Below are 17,296 nucleotides of genomic sequence, written 5' to 3'. Positions count from 1 at the left end.
TATTAAAATAAGGAGGAGGGTGGATTTGCGAACGGAGAAGCTAAGTCCAAGACATATTGAAGGAATTTGTGAGCTGTGGAATCGGGAAATTGGGTGCGATTTTCCGCTCCGCACTCGTCTTTTGCGTCAAAACGTTTTGAACCACCCGGATTTTTTATCGGAGGGTTCTTTTGTTGTTGAGGATAAATCGTCCGACTATTTGGTGGGCGTTGTCATAGGTAAAGTTTCACGATTCGGTGTGGGTTACATTTCAGTGCTGCTCGTTGATTCTCTCTATAGAACTTTAGGTTTAGGCAGTACATTGCTCAAATTGGCTGAAAAAGCGTTAAAGGACGCAGGAATGAACACGATTGCTTTAGGCGGGGATTCTGGACATTTCTTCCCCGGAGTCCCCTCTCATTATATGGGTATGAAACAATGGCTAGAGCGTCGTGGGTTCGTACAACGGGGTATAACCTATGATCTGCTAGGAGATTTACGAGGTAAGGCGCTAATTGAGGACGATGTTGGGCCTGAGGTCACGATATCTGTTGCTGGAGAAGCAGATCGCGGAGATATACTCACTTTCATGAACTTACACTTTCCAGGACGTTGGGAAGAGACGACGAAGAGATATTTTGCATCAGGAGGGACTGGTAGAGAGTTTATCCTCTTGCGTAAGACGGGTAAGATAATCGGTTTTTGCCGTATTAATGACGATTATTCTCCCATTCTGGCTGCCAATCAATTCTGGAGTCCGTGTTTTCAGGATCCATGCGGCGGCATCGGTCCACTGGGCATCGCGGCTTCATATCGCGGTTATGGATACGGAAAAGCCGCTCTTCAAGCAGCCATGAGGGTATTACAGGAACGGAACCATCATCTAATGGTCATCGATTGGACGTCAGAAGTCGATTTCTATGCGAAAACAGGGTTTACTATCTGGAAAAGCTATCACCCATATACTAAAGAAGGTTTCTCATGAAAAGACATATTTCCATATAAAATACCATCCCTATTCAAGGACAAATAGGATACCTTAAGGATATCTCCCAATGGGCAATAAAGAGAGACTTAGGAGGAGTTACAATGTTGAAGATGAAAGTATCCTGCCACTTAATTACATGGGAAGAAGATTTCGTCAAAGGGATGGAGGAAGCGTCGTCTCTGGGCTTCCCAGCTTGTGAAACCTTTACTAGAATCGCGCTGAAATATGAGGATCGCATTCATGAATTCAAAGCATTATTTGAGCAACATGATCTTGTATTGTCCGCATTATACGGTGGGGGCCGATTCAGCGATCCTATGCAATTCAACGAAACAGTGGCATATAATACCCGTGTCGCTAAATTTGCCGCTCTGAACGGAAGCGATCGGATCGTACTAGGACCTAGAGGACCGCGAACAGCCGGAGGAACGACGTTAGAGGAATTAAAGATCGCAGCAAGAGCGATGAATGAATCTGCCAAACGATGCTACGATCTCGGCGTGAAAGCCTGTGTGCATCCGCATCTGCATACGGAACTTCAGAATGAAAACGAACTCGATGCCATTATGGAAATGACGGATCCGAACTTCGTCTTCTTTTGCCCGGATACAGCCCATCTCACGAAGGCGGGCATGGATCCAGTCACCGTAATGCGGAGATACAAGGATAGAATTGCTTATATGCATATCAAAGACGTCACTCCGGACGACCCAGATCGCAGCAAATTCCCCGTTTTGACCGGGGACGAGGCCCTGCCAATATTTTGCGAGCTAGGGCTTGGAACAATTGATTTTCCGGCTGTTGTTCGTCTCTTGGAGGAAATCCATTACGACGGTTGGATGACGATCGAAATTGATCAGTCAACGAGCACTCCTCTGAACAGTTTGAAGGTTTGTAGGGATTATGTCGAGCAGAAACTTGGCGTATCCGTGAGAAATCGGATCTGAAAGAGAGGAACACACCATGATGGAATGCGGCTTATACGAAATGGATATCACGCCCCCGCTGGGGTTTGCCATTCCAGGTTATTTTACTCCGAGACCTGCCCTAGGGATCAAAGACAACTTGCACGCCAAAGCCGTTGTGCTCGGAAACGGCCAAAGCTTCACGGCTATTATCGTACTCGATGCGATAGGGATTGAAAAGGAAGAAGTAGCCGCCATCCGCAAACAGGTGACAGAGGGGACCGGAATTCCAGCATCCCATATTTTAGTTGCTGCTACACATACCCACACGGGCGGACCCGTTTATCGGGATCGCGGTCCGGATGGCGATGAGTATACGACTTTCTTAATCAAAAAGGCTGCGGATGCAGCGGTTTTGGCTTATGCGATCAAGCGTAAAGCCCAAATTGGTTTCGCCAAAGGCGGAGCGGAGGGAATCTCTTTCAACCGCCGTTATTTTATGAGGGATGGAAGTCTGCGGACGAATCCAGGCTATAACAATCCAGATATTGTGGAGCCGGCAGGTCCTATCGATTCAGACGTATTCGTCATTCGTCTGGATGGTGAAGACGGCAGTCCGCTTGGAGTCATTACGAATTTCGCCTGTCATCCTGACACGATAGGCGGAAAGCAATATAGTGCCGACTACCCGGGGGAAATTAGCCGTGTATTGAAAGCGGTTTACGGTGGTTCATTTGTAAGTCTATTTCTTAACGGGGCTTGCGGGAATATTAATCATCTTGATTTTATGCATACTTCGCACCCTGAGCCAGATGCCTTTCGTCATATGGGAAGAGTGCTGGCGGGTGAGGTTATCAAAATTAGAGAAAAAGCCATCACGGAGAATTCGCTTCATGTAGAAGGGCGATGCGAGCAGCTTTCCCTTACGGTTCGTAAACCTTCATCAGATGAACTCCTGCAGGCTGAAGTACTGCTTCGTACGGCTGAACAACCTGAGACTTGCAAAGCAATTCCGGAGGCAGATATCTTTTTTGCCAGGCAGCTTCATACTCTCCGAGAGCGACAGGAAACAAACGCAGTCATCGAAATTCAGGCGCTTCGAGTTGGAGCGTCCGCCATTGCAGCTTTTCCATGTGAATTATTTGTGGAGTTCGGTCACAACCTTAAACAAAGATCACCCTTTCCCCTTACTCTAATCGCTACTTATGCCAACGGCGTCAACGGGTATGTAGCCACCCGGGAAGCGTTCGTTCAAGGCGGATACGAGACTCGTTTAACGTCTCGGACCCGGCTGGCCCCTGACTCCGGAGAACGAATGGTCGAAGCGGTGCTAGGGCTTTTACATCAATTATGCGGTTCGGATGGAGGAAAATAACATTGAGCAAAGTGATATTTACAGACCAAGATCTGGAAAGCTGGGTACAAAGTCGAAAAGACCATCTAGTGAAGATGCTTTTGGAAATGGTAGCCATTCCGAGTGAAAATAAACCTCCCAATGGAAACGAATTGCCGATGCAGAAATACCTAGAGAAAGCGTTAACAGAGCTCGATTTCGATACAGAGCAGTACGCATTATCTGAGGTAGTTGGACTGAGAACGCATCAAGCTTTCTGGGGAGATCGCAACTATACGGATCGGCCGAATTTATATGCTTCCAAAAAGGGAAAGGGCGTAGGCAAGTCGCTGCTCTTTGCCGTTCATGCGGACGTCGTACCGGGCATTCCCGGCAAAACAGCAGAGGACCCTTTCCAACCTGTCATCATTGGTGATCGTTTATACGGTCGGGGTTCGAACGACATGAAAGGCGGTGTTGCTGCAACGCTGCTTGCGTTTCAATATTTGCAGGAAAAAGGAATTCACTTGCTCGGAGATCTAAGTTTCGAGAGCGTAGTGGATGAAGAGATGGGCGGTGCCAACGGAACTTTGGCAGGCCGTGTTCGCGGTAATCGAGCAGATGCTGCGATCGTTCCCGAACCAAGTAACTTGCGGGTTTGTGCTTCGCACATGGGTGGAGCAGCCTGGAGAATTACAGTTCGAGGCAAAGGGGGCATGGGGTTCGGAGGTGAAGATCTGCGAAATCCGGTTTACGGAATGGCACACCTTGTTCGAGCCATTGAGAGCTACCAGAATGACATGCAGAAGAGAAAAGGTTTCATTACACCGACGGGTGAGTCTCAAAGTCCTGCTGTTGTGCTGTCAATGATTGGAGCCGGAAGTTTCGAGCCCGGCATGGCGGATGGGATTCCGGAGACGTGCATGATTGAGATATGGGTCGAATGTTTGCCAGGCGAGTCGTTCGCAGCTTTGGAGTCTGAATTTATTGGTGCGATTCGCTCCGTAAGTTCACTACCGGAACTGGCTGGGCTTGAGGTCGATTGGGAGTTGATCACTCGTTTTCTTCCTGGAAGCCGTGCCGAAACACCCCTTACTAACATTTTGCTGCAGCAGGCGGAAGAGGAGTGGGGAATGCCGGTTGGAGCCTATACAGCGCCATTCGCATGTGACGCTTTTATGTTTAATTGTTACTCTGATACACCGGCTGTCATTCTTGGACCGGTCGGAGAGAATGCTCATGCTCCAGACGAGTTTGTAGACATTGAAAGCTTGATCAAACTAACCAAAATTTATATCACCGCCATTGTTGAATGGTGCGGAGTAGAAAGCTGGAGGTAATTCAAATGGCTATTAAATGGGTCAAAGAGGAGATTAGCACAACCGGAGCTCCGCAAAATACCGGTCCTTATTCACAGGGAATTCGAGTAGGTAATCTTATTTATACATCAGGAGAAGGACCGTTAGATCCTGTAACGGGAGAGATTGTGGAGGGAACGATTGAAGAGCAGACACGGCTTGTGTTTCGTAACTTGGAAGCCATTCTGAATGCGGCGGGAGCTTCTTTGCATGATGTGGTTAAAGTTACGGCACATTTGGAAGATATAAATGATTTTGAACGGTTTAATAGTGTATACAAAGAGCTTTTTCCAGGACCTGTTCGTCCCGTTCGAACAACGGTCGGCAGCCAATTGACCGTACGCGTGGAAGTGGACGTTGTTGCTGTCATACCGGAGGGTTAAGAGTTCAGGGCATCATACCCTAATAATAGGGGATTGATTAAGGAGGAATCGCAATGAGACTTGAGGGTAAAGTGGCAATCATTACAGGAGGTTCGCTCGGCATCGGACTGGCGACGGCCTCTCGTTTCGCTAAAGAAGGCGCGAAGGTGACAATTGCTGGACGGAGTCTCACCGCTCTAGAAGAGGCAGCTAATCTAATTCGGCGCGAGGGCGGCGAGGTAATGACGGTTCAGGTTGATGTTCAGGTGAAGAGTCAGGTTGACCGATTGGTAGACGAAGTCATCGCATGTTGGGGTGCCGTACATATACTAGTTAACAATGCAGGCATTTGTGGATTGAGCGCATTTTTAGACATCTCTGAGGAAGATTGGGATGAACACATGAATGTGAATTTAAAGGGAGCTTTTCTCGTCGGTCAGCGAGTTGCCCGAGAAATGATGGAACGGCGTACCGGCGGCTCAATCATTCATATGTCAAGCGTTAATGGTATTAACGCGGAAGCCATGCAGGCACATTACAATGTGACCAAAGGCGGCATGAACCTGCTCAGTATGTCCATGGCGCTTGAGCTTGCACCTTACGGAATCAGGGTGAATGCACTATGTCCTGGCTTTATTGAAACTCGGCTCACGAAGTCGTTGATTGACGATCCTCCGGCCATAGCTGATTATGTCAAAACCATACCGATGGGACGAGTCGGACAACCGGATGAGATAGCGGATGCTGCCTTATTTCTAGCAACAGATGAATCTCGTTACATGACGGGCCATAACCTCGTGGTGGATGGCGGTCAAGTCATCAAACTTGCGTAATGGGAGGATCGATTATGAAAGAAATCTATGAACTACCCGAAGCGCTTCAAACAATTGAAACCCCTAGTGTCTTAGTAGATTTGGATATCATGGAGCGCAATCTCAAAAGGATGGCGCAATCGGCTCAGACTGCTGGAGTCAAACTCCGGCCTCATACAAAAACCCACAAAAATACATGGATTGCCCACAAGCAGCTCCAATTAGGAGCGAACGGAATTACGGTGGCCAAGCTTAGCGAAGCAGAAGTGATGGCAAACGCAGGGATTCGGGATATCCTTATTGCCTATCCCATTGTAGGGAAGGCAAAACTTACCCGCTTGCACCAATTAATGCTTCGTGCGGATGTGACGGTCAGTACAGATGATCTTGAGGTGGCACGTGGATTGTCCCATCTAGGGGAGGCCACGGGCTGCAAAGTGGCGGTTTACGTTGACGTCAATACCGGCTTGGACCGCTGCGGCAGAGAGCCTGGCGAAGAAACAGCGCTGCTAGTGAAGGAAATGAGCCTTCTTCCCGGTTTGAGGGTTACCGGGCTCATGACTCATGCTGGAAATTCGTATGGATCCAAGAGTACAGAAGAACTGTGTGCTGCAGCCAGAAAAGAAGCCGAGTTGTTAGTGATGACACAGGCGATGCTGAAGAGAGATGGGATCCTTGTCGAACAAATTAGCGTTGGGTCAACGCCAACTGCAGCCTTTATAGCCGAACAAATCGGTGTAACCGAAATGCGTCCCGGTTCCTATGTGTACAACGACGGCATCCAACGGGATCTTGGCGTAGCTGAAGCTGAAGACTGTGCCCTCTATGTGGCAGCAACAGTAGTGAGCGCTCCGCGGGACGGGATGGTCATCATTGATGGGGGCTCCAAGACTTTTTCCAGTGATTTAAACCCCCATCGGAAGGGCTATGGAACGTTATACGGCCGTGAGGACGTAATTATTGAATGGTTAAGCGAAGAGCACGGAACCATAAGGGTTCCAGAAGGAATGAAGCTATCGATTGGGCAGCAACTTCTATTTCTCCCGAACCACTGCTGCACGACGACAAACATGCACGATCAGTTAATCGGCATTCGTAACGGCCAAATGGAAAGGGTGCTACAGGTAGATGCGCGCGGAAAAGTTCAGTAAGCTGGAGACTCTTGAACCGAAAGGAGAGCAGTCGATCATGACAACAGCGGTCAACCGTTATCCCATTTATATGGTAAATGAGCAAAATAGCTTCTTTGAAGCTTCCCAATCGGAGAAGTTTAAGATTGCCGATCCAGGTTTCCGAGCGAAGATTGATAAACTAGTGGATGCGGATCACACAATTTCATTCCGAGCATACACGGAATTGGATCATTTTTGCATGAATTTGCGTTATGAGACTGTCCCTCCCGAAGCCGACGGCGAAGTCGCGCTTTTTTTCAATTTTGGCCATACGCGCAGGAAACGGCATCAGGCATTTTCGATGAAGTTTAAACAGGATGGCAGCGTCATGTATGAGGAGTTCCTGTACGAGATTGAACGGCTGGAGATTCCGCAGGACATCCATTTTTCGATTTCGACTTCGGAAGGCTATGCAGACCTGACTTTGCGTATGCCGCTTCGTTTTTTGCGAATCGAGTCGCAAGAGCAGCGAATCCTCGGGTTTAATGCGGTTCGTACGCTGAAGAGAGGATCCGAGACGACACTGATTACGTGGTCGGGTATTCCAGGTGATAGGCCGACGATGGGGTTTGGAATGGGCGATTTGCTGCTGACTCGGGGGCTGAGCGAAGAAGAGATCGAGACGAGAAAGAATAAGGTTCAAGCGGAGAGTACATTCTTTTTCACTCGATGGGAAAAGTGGAAGATTCCTCAAGAAATATACGGCTATATGACGGAGAAACGTAAGGGCTTTACTGCTAGATTAACAAGAGCCGATGTTGACCGAGCTAGGGAGTCCGCAAATACGACGCATTGGGGCGGGCGAGTGAAAGAAGAGATCCTGCAGATTGCCGAATACTGGGCTGCCAAAAGTGACGATGAACTGTTCGAGCTGGTTCCAGTGGGCAACCCTAGGGCGCTTTCAGTTGGGCAATATTTCGGGGATCCTCTCACAGGCGGCAAGCGGACAGCTTACCAGCTTTGTCTAGAGAGGCCTTACCAATATTATAATCCTACTACCCAAACATGGTGGTATAACGGGATGAAGCTGCAAAACCCTACAACGGGCGAAGAGGTCGTTATGGACGACGACGGCCAAGGGTTTTTAGCACCGGAAGGATTTCCAAATCCGGGTGTACGGTATATGTTTACGGCTTCGTACCGTTTATTCATCCTCTCCATGTTGATGGGAAATCCGTATTGCTCCGTCTTGGAGGATAGAACTGTCTGTGAAGAGACGACCGGCATGCAAAACTCCGGTGCGATCAATAACTTGGCATACGCGTACCTGTTGACTGGCGATACAAGATATGCCTTCAAAGCTTTGCTATTAATTGGGCGAATTGCCGAGCTGGTTCCGTATATGAACGGCAACTATGGATCGGGCTACTACGATACCGTACAGATATCCGAGCCGACAACGACGGAATCCCATTGGCTTTCTAACTTCTTTGAAGCTGCGGACCTGCTTTATGAAGCTGGCGAAGAGCTTCGTCCTGATTTGGATCGCTTTTTTGCAACCAAACCCGATGCAGAAAATAAGACGAGGGCTGATCCTTTCCGTGTGAACACTGCAATCCACGAAATGATTCCTTACATTTTGTACAGCTGCGAAATTGAGAAAACCCGCGACGCCGATTGGTCTCTGCGTTGGATTTATCTACAGTTGCTTATCGCCTCGTATATGGGAAGCGGCAAGCTAATGCGTCATATTTTGTATGGAGGAAAATATAGCTTGGAATCGAAGTTTCGTAATAACTTTTTCCGAGATGGCCGTTATATTTATGATTCATTAGGTTATATCGCGGCCATTTGCGAGCAAGTATCCATGATGGCGAACAACAACTACGGGTTCACGGATGAGGAGCATTTTCCAAACGGAATTGATCTGTTTGAAGATTCGGATTTTGGTCTTAAACAGGTGATTGGACTCTTTGCGAAGCTGCGTTCGGGAAGCCTTACGCCAATGTTTGGCGACACGCTCGCGGATAATGACGAACCGATATCTGAAGATCGCCGGAAAGGCAAAATAGCTTATACACCTTCCTATGAAATTATTTATTGCCGTTCGCCATCGCTTCGTTCGGTAATAGGCGGGCTTTTGTCCAGATATGATCAGGATGAGTTAATCGCCTATCGCCTCCGGAGTGTTCGAGAGACGAACAATAAGCACTCGTTTTTACTGCTTGCTACGGCGGCTGAGTGGGAGGAATACCAACAATTTGGGGCGAAGTCCGAACAGCTGCAACCATCCTTCCTTCTGCAAGATTCCGAAACGAGTATGTTCCGTGTAGGGACGAATGCTCACAACTGCAAGCATGTGATGCTGTACGGACAGCCATCCGCCGGACACCGTCATGGCGATAAACTGGGATTGTGGATTGGGGGCTACGGGTATCATCTGCTTGCCTCAGCTGGCAGATATCCATTTACTTGGCTCAGTCCCAAATTTGAGGCGTGGGAAACACATGCGGCGGCCTGTACAGTTGCTTTAGTCGATGGTAAGGATCAAGTGCCTTCCTATTCACGTCAAAAAGGCCACTACGAGGGTGTCATGCTCCAAATGGCGGGACTCGATAATACGATCGCTTACCCGGGTACGCATTACGAGCGTTGGTGTTGGATCGTTCAGGCCCCTGATCTGGAAAACGCTTATATTGTTGATTTTAATGGCTTATCGGGTGGGAAAACGTTCGATTATAATACGGTAGGAATGGACTGTACGCCAGAATTCGTGCTATTCGAAGGCATCGAAGAAACGGAATGGCTGCCTATGGAAGGTACACTAGCTGGTTCGGATGTTACATTATACAGTAAACCCGGCTTCGGTTGGATGAAGGCTTTGCGCAAGGCAAAGGTGAGTCGACCCGTTTCCTGGACATTCCCATATGGTGCTGCATCCTTGAAAATCCACACAGTTCCAAAAGGAGAGCAGCGCGAACTCATCTTATGCCTTGGAGAAAGAGGCGGGGAGGAAATGCAGAAATCCCGTTGGGAACCCTATGTTTTATGGCGAGATGAAGACAACGACGATGCTGCGATTCATTCAACAGGTTTTATTAGTGTACTGGAGCCGTTTGAGGGAAAGTCGTTTCTGCAATCTATTCATCCGCTCGAGCCAGTCTTAGATTTTACACCTCATCACCCTATGTCTACAGGCATTGTGATTCAGTATAAGGGAGGTGTGCATCGGGATGTTGTTCTCAGTTCTTATAACGAAGGTGAAAAGGTGCGTTACCGCGATTCCCTAGGACGAATCTTTGAATCGGATGCCAAGGCTCTGTTGCTGCGGTATCAGGAAGACCAGCTTGTCCAACTTGAGGCTGTACGCTACTCCCTCATCCGGACTGCTGAGGGTGAGTGGACAGCAGACGATTCAACTTACCGGGGGGCTGTAACTAAGGTGGATGCAGAAACCCGCACCATTGGAGTTGAGCTTGAGCGTGTTGACGAGAGCTTGGAACAAGCGTTTATAGGGCAAGTTGCCCTAATTGACTCCGCGGATTACTTAAAGCCGTCTGCCTACTATATATATGATCCGCAGCTGGACGGACGTCTACTATCTTTTCGATCAGATATGACGCTTATTAAGCTGGAAGAAAGCTGGCCTTCTCCGCATAAGCGGCTTGGAATGGGGAAAAAGCAGGTTATCGAATATGGAGGTAAAAGGGTGTATATGGACGTAAAACTCGGTGATTCATTCAAGCTTTCGAATGTACTTCGACTTAACCTGGAAAGGAAGAATGAAACATGAACATGGCGCGAATCGGGATATTGCGCGACAAACAGTCCATTGAGCAGCGATTGAAATATGGGCTGAATTCGTTCGGTCTTTATGCTGGTGAAGTAATTTCTCATGCAGGCATCCCTTTCGAGTGGATCGATGAACTGCATCAAATATTGGAGAATACGTATGATCTTATCCTCATTGCATCGGCGCCAAGTCACGAGACGGCTAATGATATCCTATGTCGGTATGCGGAGCGAGGCGGCATTATCGTCTCCTTCGCCGGATTAAATGGCCTGGCTCGGCAGCTTGGCTTCACCGTAAAAGAGTCACTTACCGCAGGCTATGCCCAACTGCCGGAAGGGCTGGGGGACACGAGGCCTTTGCGGTTTCTAGGCGCCTCGACATGGGTGGAGCAGAAACAGCCTGCAGATGCATGCAAGGAGTGGGGGACAATCGCAACTGTACCTCATGGAATTTCTAATGGGCCACTGTTGCAACAATTTACAATCGGCTTAGGGAAACTCGAGCGGTGGAGCGTCGATGTGATAGGAACGATTGTTGGGCTGCAGCAGGGGACAGGACCCGTACTGGAGGACGGTAAACCAGCTTCAGATGGGACTGGGAACTTGAACGACGGGCTGCTAAAAGCGGAGGACGGTATTGAGCTGGACTGGGAGCATGATAGAAAAATAACCGATACAGGAAAACCTTACTTCGCGCATCCTTACGCTGATTTATGGCGGGAAGTGGTTGTTGCTCATATTCTCAGACGCATGATTGAAAAACAAAAACATGTGCCTTTTTCCGACTATTGGCCCGAAGGTGTGGACAAAGTTGCCATGATTTCTCATGATAGTGACCGTAATTTTGACGAAGATGCGATCACTACCATACAAACACTGGAAGAGGCTGGAATTCACTCCTCCTGGTGCATGATGAAGCCGGGCTATAGTGCTTGGCTTTATGAGCGAATTGAGGAAAAGGGTCATGAGCTTGCGCTTCATTTCAACGCCAACATCAACGAAGGCGGGCGATGGGATAAAGCGGACTTCAATCGGCAGTACGAGTGGCTGCGGGACACTGTCCAGAGTAAGGTGACTAGCAATAAAAACCACTTTACCCGTTTTGAAGGTTGGGGAGAACTGTTTCAGTGGTGTGAAGAATGCGGAATCGAATCCGATCAGACGCGAGGGCCAAGTAAATTGGGAGCGGCTGGGTTTCTTTTCGGAACTTGCCAACCGTATTATCCAATGGCTTGGTCGAATGAAAGCAACCGTCTTTATGATGTGCTGGAAATTGGATTTTTGACACAGGATATTCCGCAATTTACGGACGCGAGCGTTATTGTCCCCTTTTTAGAAGAGGTGGAAAAGGTACGCGGTGTGGCGCATTTCTTATTTCATCAAGGACGCATTCACAGATCACCGGAAGTCCGTGAGGCTTTGCTTCAAACGGCGCATATAGCAAAGGAGCGTGGATTTACTTTCTGGACTGGAAGACAAATTAACAACTGGGAGCGAAAACGGAGGCAAATGAGAATTACTGGCTTAGATGAAATAGGGAATGTCATGATAATAACCGAGAACAATGAACACGATGCTGAGAATGCCGTTTTTTGGCGTCCAATGCTAATGGAAGAGGAACAAGAGGCTGAACAGCTTGTTGAACAACGCTTTGGCGTCAAGTGTGTAAAACTAAAAAGAGGGTGAGCTGGAATAGGCTGAAAATTCTAATAAAATATGTTTACTAAATGGATGGTTATTCGCTAGTATTAAAGGAGATGAAGATCGCTTACTTCGAAGGGGGAACGAGGGATCATGAGTAAACGTCTTTTAATGCTACTGGTCACAGTTATGGGCACGAGTGGCTTTCTAACAGGTTGTAGTGGTGATAAATCAACAGTTACGCAATCTATTAGCAATGCTTCTAAAAAGCCGATTGATATCACCATCCTCATGCAGGACGGCGGGAATCAATATGCACAGAACATTACCGATGACGATAAGTATTTCAAGGAAATGTCGAGGCTTTTCAGCCAATATTCCGGTACCCCCTATAATGTGAAGTTTGAAATGATCAGCTCCAGCATTTATGACAAACAACTTGCGATTCGTTTTGCTTCCGGTGATATTCCCGAAATTATGTGGACGTCCCGAATCGACAGTTCGGCCCATCCGAACGCAGTCGAAGACGGTGTGTTTTTAGAACTGGGACCGCTTATTGACAAATACGGACCGAACTTGAGAAAGAACATTCCGCCAGAAGCCTGGAAAGATCCGCGTGTAAGCAAAAACGGGAAAATTTATGGTATTCCCAAAATGTCGGCGTCTCCCAATACGCTCGTTTTGTTATACCGCAAAGATTGGCTTGACAAGCTTGGCATGAAAGAACCTCAAACGATGGACGACTATTTGGCCTTTTTCGACGCAGTGAAGAAGCTCGATATGAACGGCGATGGAAACACGGACGACGAGGTGCCTTTCGCCATGCGCAAAGGTCTTGCGTTCTCCGAAGCTTTCTTCGGCTATTTCGGCGCCCATCCGGATGCCTGGCAATATCGCGACGGACGCTTCGTCCCGAATTTGATTGTACCCGACATGAAGGACGCGATCCGCTTTTACAAAATGCTCTACGATAAGGGCTACGTAAACCGTGATATGTTCACAATGAAGGATAACGACTGGGGGAACCTCATTCAACAAAGCAAAGTCGGCATGTGGTTGCATCAGGTACAAGTACTGTCCAGCGGAGGACAAGAGTACTTATTTAAAGATGCTAACGCCAGGGTCGGGGTACTGCCCGGGCCGGTCAATGCTCAAGGGAAAGTGAATCTTGTTCCCGAAAGAACAGGAGTCAATAACGTCTATACGATCTCTGCGAATGCCGAACATCCGGAAGATATCATTAAGTTTTTTGATTGGGTTCATTCAGATGATCCTGCCAAAAACAAGTTATTTGCTTTTGGGATCGAAGGAATCAACTACCAGGTTAAGAATGGAAACATTGACTGGGATCCGAATGCCAAGGTTAATATGGACAAAGGCGCTAAAACGTTCTATCAAGTCATGATTAATCCGGCCGGAGATTCCCGTATGTCTCCGTTAGTCATTAACGCCGGTAAATATGCAGATCTGACAAAAAAAGGAATCGAATATACGAAAATGAATGCCTTCAAAGATGAGTCTATGTATATGCCGACTCCGGATTTGTTGAAAAAGAAGCCCGAGCTAGGCTATCGAGACGGCTCATTATTTATGGACATGTTCATCAGAGTGATGACAGACCGAGACCCACTTGAAGCTGCATTCGACAAGTTTGTGAATGACTGGGAAAAACTGGGCGGAGAACAGGTGATTCAAGAGGCAACAAAATGGTACGAAACCTATTACAAAAAATGATCGGATTGAACAGCCCGTTTATGCTATGAATAGACGGGCTGTTTTCATGGGAGGAGAGCATTTTGCAAAAGATTAATGGGATCCATTATATAACCGGAGAACCGATCACCGTTACGATGAACCAAGGTTTTATTACGGAAATCCGTACAGCGCTTGATGAAGGAGGCCGGAACGATGATCGTTTGATTGCGCCGGGGCTCGTTGATCTGCAGATTAACGGATGCAACGGGATTGATCTGAATGTGTTCCCCATGGATTCAGAGCGAGTTCATTCCATTGTCCGTGAGGTTTGGAAAGAGGGGGTTACGACATTTTTTCCAACGATCACGACAAATTCAAGCGCTAACCTTATCGAAGCAATGACGGCGATCGCAAAGGCTTGTGATGAAGATGCTGTAACAGCTGCGACAGTGGGGGGCATTCATCTAGAGGGACCGTTTATATCACCTGAGAATGGCCCTCGAGGTGCTCATAAACGGGAATTTGTTTGTGAGCCCGATTGGGATGCCTTTGTACGTTGGCAGGAGGCGGCAGGGGGGCGAATTAGGATAGTAACACTGTCTCCTGAGTGGCCGAGTTCCATTGATTTCATACGCCGATGCTCAGAAAGTGGGATTACAGTCGCCATTGGCCATACTGCCGCATCTCCAGAGCAAATTCGGAATTCGGTCGCTGCCGGTGCCAGGATGTCGACCCACTTTGGCAACGGGTCCCACCTAACTCTTCCCCGTCACCCTAACTACTTGTGGGAACAGTTAGCGGAGGACTCCCTATGGGTTTCCTTAATTGCGGATGGTTTCCATTTGCCGGAATCTTTTCTTAAAGTCGTCATGCGCATGAAGCAGGAACATGCCATTCTCGTAAGTGATGCTGTGCATTTAAGTGGGATGCCTCCAGGGACATACTGTTCACACAATCGCATCCATGTTGTGAAGACGAATGAAGGCCGACTTCAATTAGCGGATGAGCCTCTGTTGTTAGCGGGCTCAGCACAGATGCTTCCATGGGGGATCGCACATTTAATTAGTAAGAAGCTTTGTCCCTTGCATGAAGCATGGGATATGGCTTCTGTTCGTCCGTCTATTTTGATGAATTTGTCAACTAGCAGCGGGTTGCAAGTAGGGAGTCCAGCTGATCTAGTGCTGTTTAAGAAAGAGGAGGACGGAGGGATTTCCATCTGCGAGACTTATAAACAGGGATTTCCCGTTATTTAATAGGTCAGAAAGTATAAGTCTGCCGACTTAAATTTTGCTTCGCATCGATCTTAGTAAACGCATGCGTCCTTAAAGGACGCATGCGTTTATTCTGGATTGAGGCACAAAATGACATGTTTTAACGCTAAAAAACATGTTCAAACCCACTCATATTGACTACTCTGAATATATATCTGGGTAAAGGGGGCTTTCTATGATTTGGAATCGTCTTGGTGTTATCACGGACGAAGTCTCACCATCGCTAGTTGAAGCGCTGAATTGGGTATCGGATCAGGGACTTAAGCATGTTGAGATACGCATGGTGGACGGCGTAAACATCCTGCATTTGAATGATCAGCAGATTGAACGAGTGAGAGATGAGGTCGCTTCGAGAGGATTGTATGTCTCTGCCGTTTCCTCGCCTTTGTTTAAATGTGCATTAGATTCGAACCGCCCCGTTGCATCCGGAGATAAGTTCGGTAATCCCGACGAAACGGTGGAAACTCATATGGATTGGCTGCCCCGAGCCTTTCACATTGCTCGTACGTTAGGTACGAAACGAATCCGCATTTTTTCATTTTGGCGGGAAGATGAGCCTGAACGGTACACAGCAGAGATCGTCGGGCATTTAAGTCTGGCAGCGGCGGAAGCAGAACGGGAAGATATGTTACTGCTGCTGGAAAACGAACATTCCTGTAATGGAGGCTATGCTTCCGAAGTCGCTCGTATCGTTCGCGAAGTGAATTCTCCCGCGTTGAGGGTGCTTTGGGACCCTGGAAATGAAGAAAGATGGAGCCCTTCTTACCCAGACGGTTATGAACATGTGAGGGATTTAATTGATCATTTTCATCTGAAGTATTGGTATGTAGCTAAAGGACAAGACCCGCTTCTATATCAACTGACAGCGCTCAATCGAGATGGTTATTCCGGGCTTTATACCATTGAAACCCATTATGTTCCCGATGGCGGTACGAGAATGGATGGTACCCACCTAACATTGATGAAGCTCAAGGAACAGATCGAGAAGTGGCAGCTAACATGAAACAATGGGGATTCGGACTGATAGGCTGTGGTTCAATCGCTGACGTTCATTTAGAAGCTTTAAGCAGTATTGATCATGCACGGCTTATAGCCGTTGCCAGCAGAACAGAGCAGCGTGTGCGGGAGACGAGTGCACGGTATGCTTGCGGATGGACGACCGACTACCGAGAGATTTTGGATAACCGAGACATTGATATCGTCTGCATTACGACGGGAAGCGGCACTCATAGTCGTATCGGCATGGAAGCCCTATTGGCTGGAAAACATGTGCTCGTTGAAAAACCGATAGCCATGACGGCTGATGAGGCTTCGGAAATGATTGACTTAGCGGAGAAGAAACAACTGACCTTGTCTGTCATGTCACAAACTCGGTTTTATCCGCATCATCAGCTGCTCAAACGGACGATTGAAGAAGGCAAAATCGGTAAACTACTGCTTGTGGAGGTTTCTCGTCCATTTTATCGAACCCAGGCTTATTATGATGAAGCCTATTGGCGCGGAACGAAAGCCGAAGATGGCGGGGCCTTGTTTAATCAAGGTATCCATTCGATTGATCTGCTGCTCTGGCTTGCCGGTAAGGTGAAATCTGTTGCTGGGCTAACAGCTACGCAAACCCATCAAATGGAATCAGAAGACATGGGGCTCGCCATGTTAACCATGGAGAACGGAGGCTTTGCAACCCTTATGAGCACAACCTCCGCATTACCTGGATTTCCACCTAGCATTAACGTGTATGGAGATAAAGGAACTATTAAAACCGTAGGTCAAGAGATCTCCCATTGGACGGTTCCTGGTATCCCGGTTCCACACTTTGAAAATGACAAGATAAGTGGAAATGCCGGAGCTGATCCGCGAAATCTTAACTCCTCTTATCATAGAATGCAGATCATCGATTTTATTGAATCCGTCAGCCAAAGGCGAAAGCCAGCAGTGACGGGTGAAGCCGGCAGAGACGCGGTTCGCCTTATTGAGTTGATTCGCCGATCATCGGATATGGGTGGTAAACCAGTCCCATTCGAATAATAATCAGTCAAGGAGGAATAGTC

At 47.8% G+C, this 17,296-nt stretch carries 13 protein-coding genes; all 13 read left to right on the top strand.

Annotated elements, in window-relative coordinates:
• Positions 1-25 precede the first annotated feature (25 nt).
• The 13 genes from ASG85_RS28490 to ASG85_RS28430 all read left to right on the top strand — a co-directional run bounded on the left by ASG85_RS28490 (position 26) and on the right by ASG85_RS28430 (position 17,273).
• Complete coding sequence (locus tag ASG85_RS28490; RefSeq protein ID WP_060648480.1) at positions 26-964, top strand: GNAT family N-acetyltransferase; 939 nt, start codon at positions 26-28, stop codon at positions 962-964.
• Between the two features lie 104 nt (positions 965-1,068).
• Positions 1,069-1,914: a sugar phosphate isomerase/epimerase family protein gene (locus ASG85_RS28485; RefSeq protein ID WP_060648479.1), complete on the top strand. Its 846-nt coding sequence runs from the start codon at positions 1,069-1,071 to the stop codon at positions 1,912-1,914.
• Positions 1,915-1,930: 16 nt separating this feature from the next.
• Positions 1,931-3,247: a hypothetical protein gene (locus tag ASG85_RS28480; RefSeq protein ID WP_060648478.1), complete on the top strand. Its 1,317-nt coding sequence runs from the start codon at positions 1,931-1,933 to the stop codon at positions 3,245-3,247.
• Positions 3,248-3,258: 11 nt separating this feature from the next.
• Positions 3,259-4,545, top strand: coding sequence for a M20 family metallopeptidase (locus ASG85_RS28475; RefSeq protein ID WP_235550250.1), 1,287 nt, complete (start codon positions 3,259-3,261; stop codon positions 4,543-4,545).
• A 5-nt stretch (positions 4,546-4,550) separates the two neighbouring features.
• On the top strand, positions 4,551-4,946 hold the full coding sequence (locus ASG85_RS28470) for a Rid family detoxifying hydrolase (RefSeq protein WP_200961715.1): 396 nt from the start codon (positions 4,551-4,553) through the stop codon (positions 4,944-4,946).
• 53 nt (positions 4,947-4,999) lie between these two features.
• Entirely contained in the window at positions 5,000-5,758 is a 759-nt protein-coding gene (locus ASG85_RS28465; protein ID WP_057305928.1) for an SDR family NAD(P)-dependent oxidoreductase, read from the top strand.
• A gap of 14 nt (positions 5,759-5,772) precedes the next feature.
• On the top strand, positions 5,773-6,888 hold the full coding sequence (locus ASG85_RS28460; RefSeq protein WP_057305927.1) for an alanine racemase: 1,116 nt from the start codon (positions 5,773-5,775) through the stop codon (positions 6,886-6,888).
• Positions 6,866-10,642 (top strand): hypothetical protein, encoded by a 3,777-nt coding sequence (locus ASG85_RS28455; protein ID WP_060648475.1) that lies wholly within the window; start codon positions 6,866-6,868, stop codon positions 10,640-10,642. The genes ASG85_RS28460 and ASG85_RS28455 overlap by 23 nt, the downstream gene beginning before the upstream one ends.
• Entirely contained in the window at positions 10,639-12,327 is a 1,689-nt protein-coding gene (locus tag ASG85_RS28450) for a hypothetical protein (RefSeq protein ID WP_057305925.1), read from the top strand. Before ASG85_RS28455 ends, ASG85_RS28450 begins: the two co-directional genes overlap by 4 nt.
• A gap of 108 nt (positions 12,328-12,435) precedes the next feature.
• Entirely contained in the window at positions 12,436-14,016 is a 1,581-nt protein-coding gene (locus ASG85_RS28445; RefSeq protein WP_060648474.1) for an extracellular solute-binding protein, read from the top strand.
• A gap of 62 nt (positions 14,017-14,078) precedes the next feature.
• Positions 14,079-15,230: an N-acetylglucosamine-6-phosphate deacetylase gene (locus ASG85_RS28440; protein WP_235550241.1), complete on the top strand. Its 1,152-nt coding sequence runs from the start codon at positions 14,079-14,081 to the stop codon at positions 15,228-15,230.
• Between the two features lie 193 nt (positions 15,231-15,423).
• Positions 15,424-16,251: a sugar phosphate isomerase/epimerase family protein gene (locus ASG85_RS28435; protein WP_060648472.1), complete on the top strand. Its 828-nt coding sequence runs from the start codon at positions 15,424-15,426 to the stop codon at positions 16,249-16,251.
• Positions 16,248-17,273, top strand: coding sequence for a Gfo/Idh/MocA family protein (locus ASG85_RS28430; RefSeq protein WP_060648471.1), 1,026 nt, complete (start codon positions 16,248-16,250; stop codon positions 17,271-17,273). Before ASG85_RS28435 ends, ASG85_RS28430 begins: the two co-directional genes overlap by 4 nt.
• Positions 17,274-17,296: the final 23 nt, after the last annotated feature.

The organism is Paenibacillus sp. Soil724D2, from assembly GCF_001427935.1.
In the GTDB taxonomy this organism is placed as follows: domain Bacteria; phylum Bacillota; class Bacilli; order Paenibacillales; family NBRC-103111; genus Paenibacillus_E.
Note: the sequence above shows the minus strand (reverse complement) of the source record. Positions and strands in the feature narration are given on the sequence as shown.

Excerpts from the sequence above, each read along its gene's own strand:
- ASG85_RS28485 (WP_060648479.1), top strand. The coding sequence starts at position 1,069 with ATGTTGAAGATGAAAGTATCCTGCCACTTAATTACATGGGAAGAAGAT.
- ASG85_RS28480 (WP_060648478.1), top strand. The coding sequence starts at position 1,931 with ATGATGGAATGCGGCTTATACGAAATGGATATCACGCCCCCGCTGGGG.
- ASG85_RS28470 (WP_200961715.1), top strand. The coding sequence starts at position 4,551 with ATGGCTATTAAATGGGTCAAAGAGGAGATTAGCACAACCGGAGCTCCG.
- ASG85_RS28465 (WP_057305928.1), top strand. The coding sequence starts at position 5,000 with ATGAGACTTGAGGGTAAAGTGGCAATCATTACAGGAGGTTCGCTCGGC.
- ASG85_RS28460 (WP_057305927.1), top strand. The coding sequence starts at position 5,773 with ATGAAAGAAATCTATGAACTACCCGAAGCGCTTCAAACAATTGAAACC.
- ASG85_RS28455 (WP_060648475.1), top strand. The coding sequence starts at position 6,866 with ATGCGCGCGGAAAAGTTCAGTAAGCTGGAGACTCTTGAACCGAAAGGA.
- ASG85_RS28450 (WP_057305925.1), top strand. The coding sequence starts at position 10,639 with ATGAACATGGCGCGAATCGGGATATTGCGCGACAAACAGTCCATTGAG.
- ASG85_RS28445 (WP_060648474.1), top strand. The coding sequence starts at position 12,436 with ATGAGTAAACGTCTTTTAATGCTACTGGTCACAGTTATGGGCACGAGT.
- ASG85_RS28435 (WP_060648472.1), top strand. The coding sequence starts at position 15,424 with ATGATTTGGAATCGTCTTGGTGTTATCACGGACGAAGTCTCACCATCG.
- ASG85_RS28430 (WP_060648471.1), top strand. The coding sequence starts at position 16,248 with ATGAAACAATGGGGATTCGGACTGATAGGCTGTGGTTCAATCGCTGAC.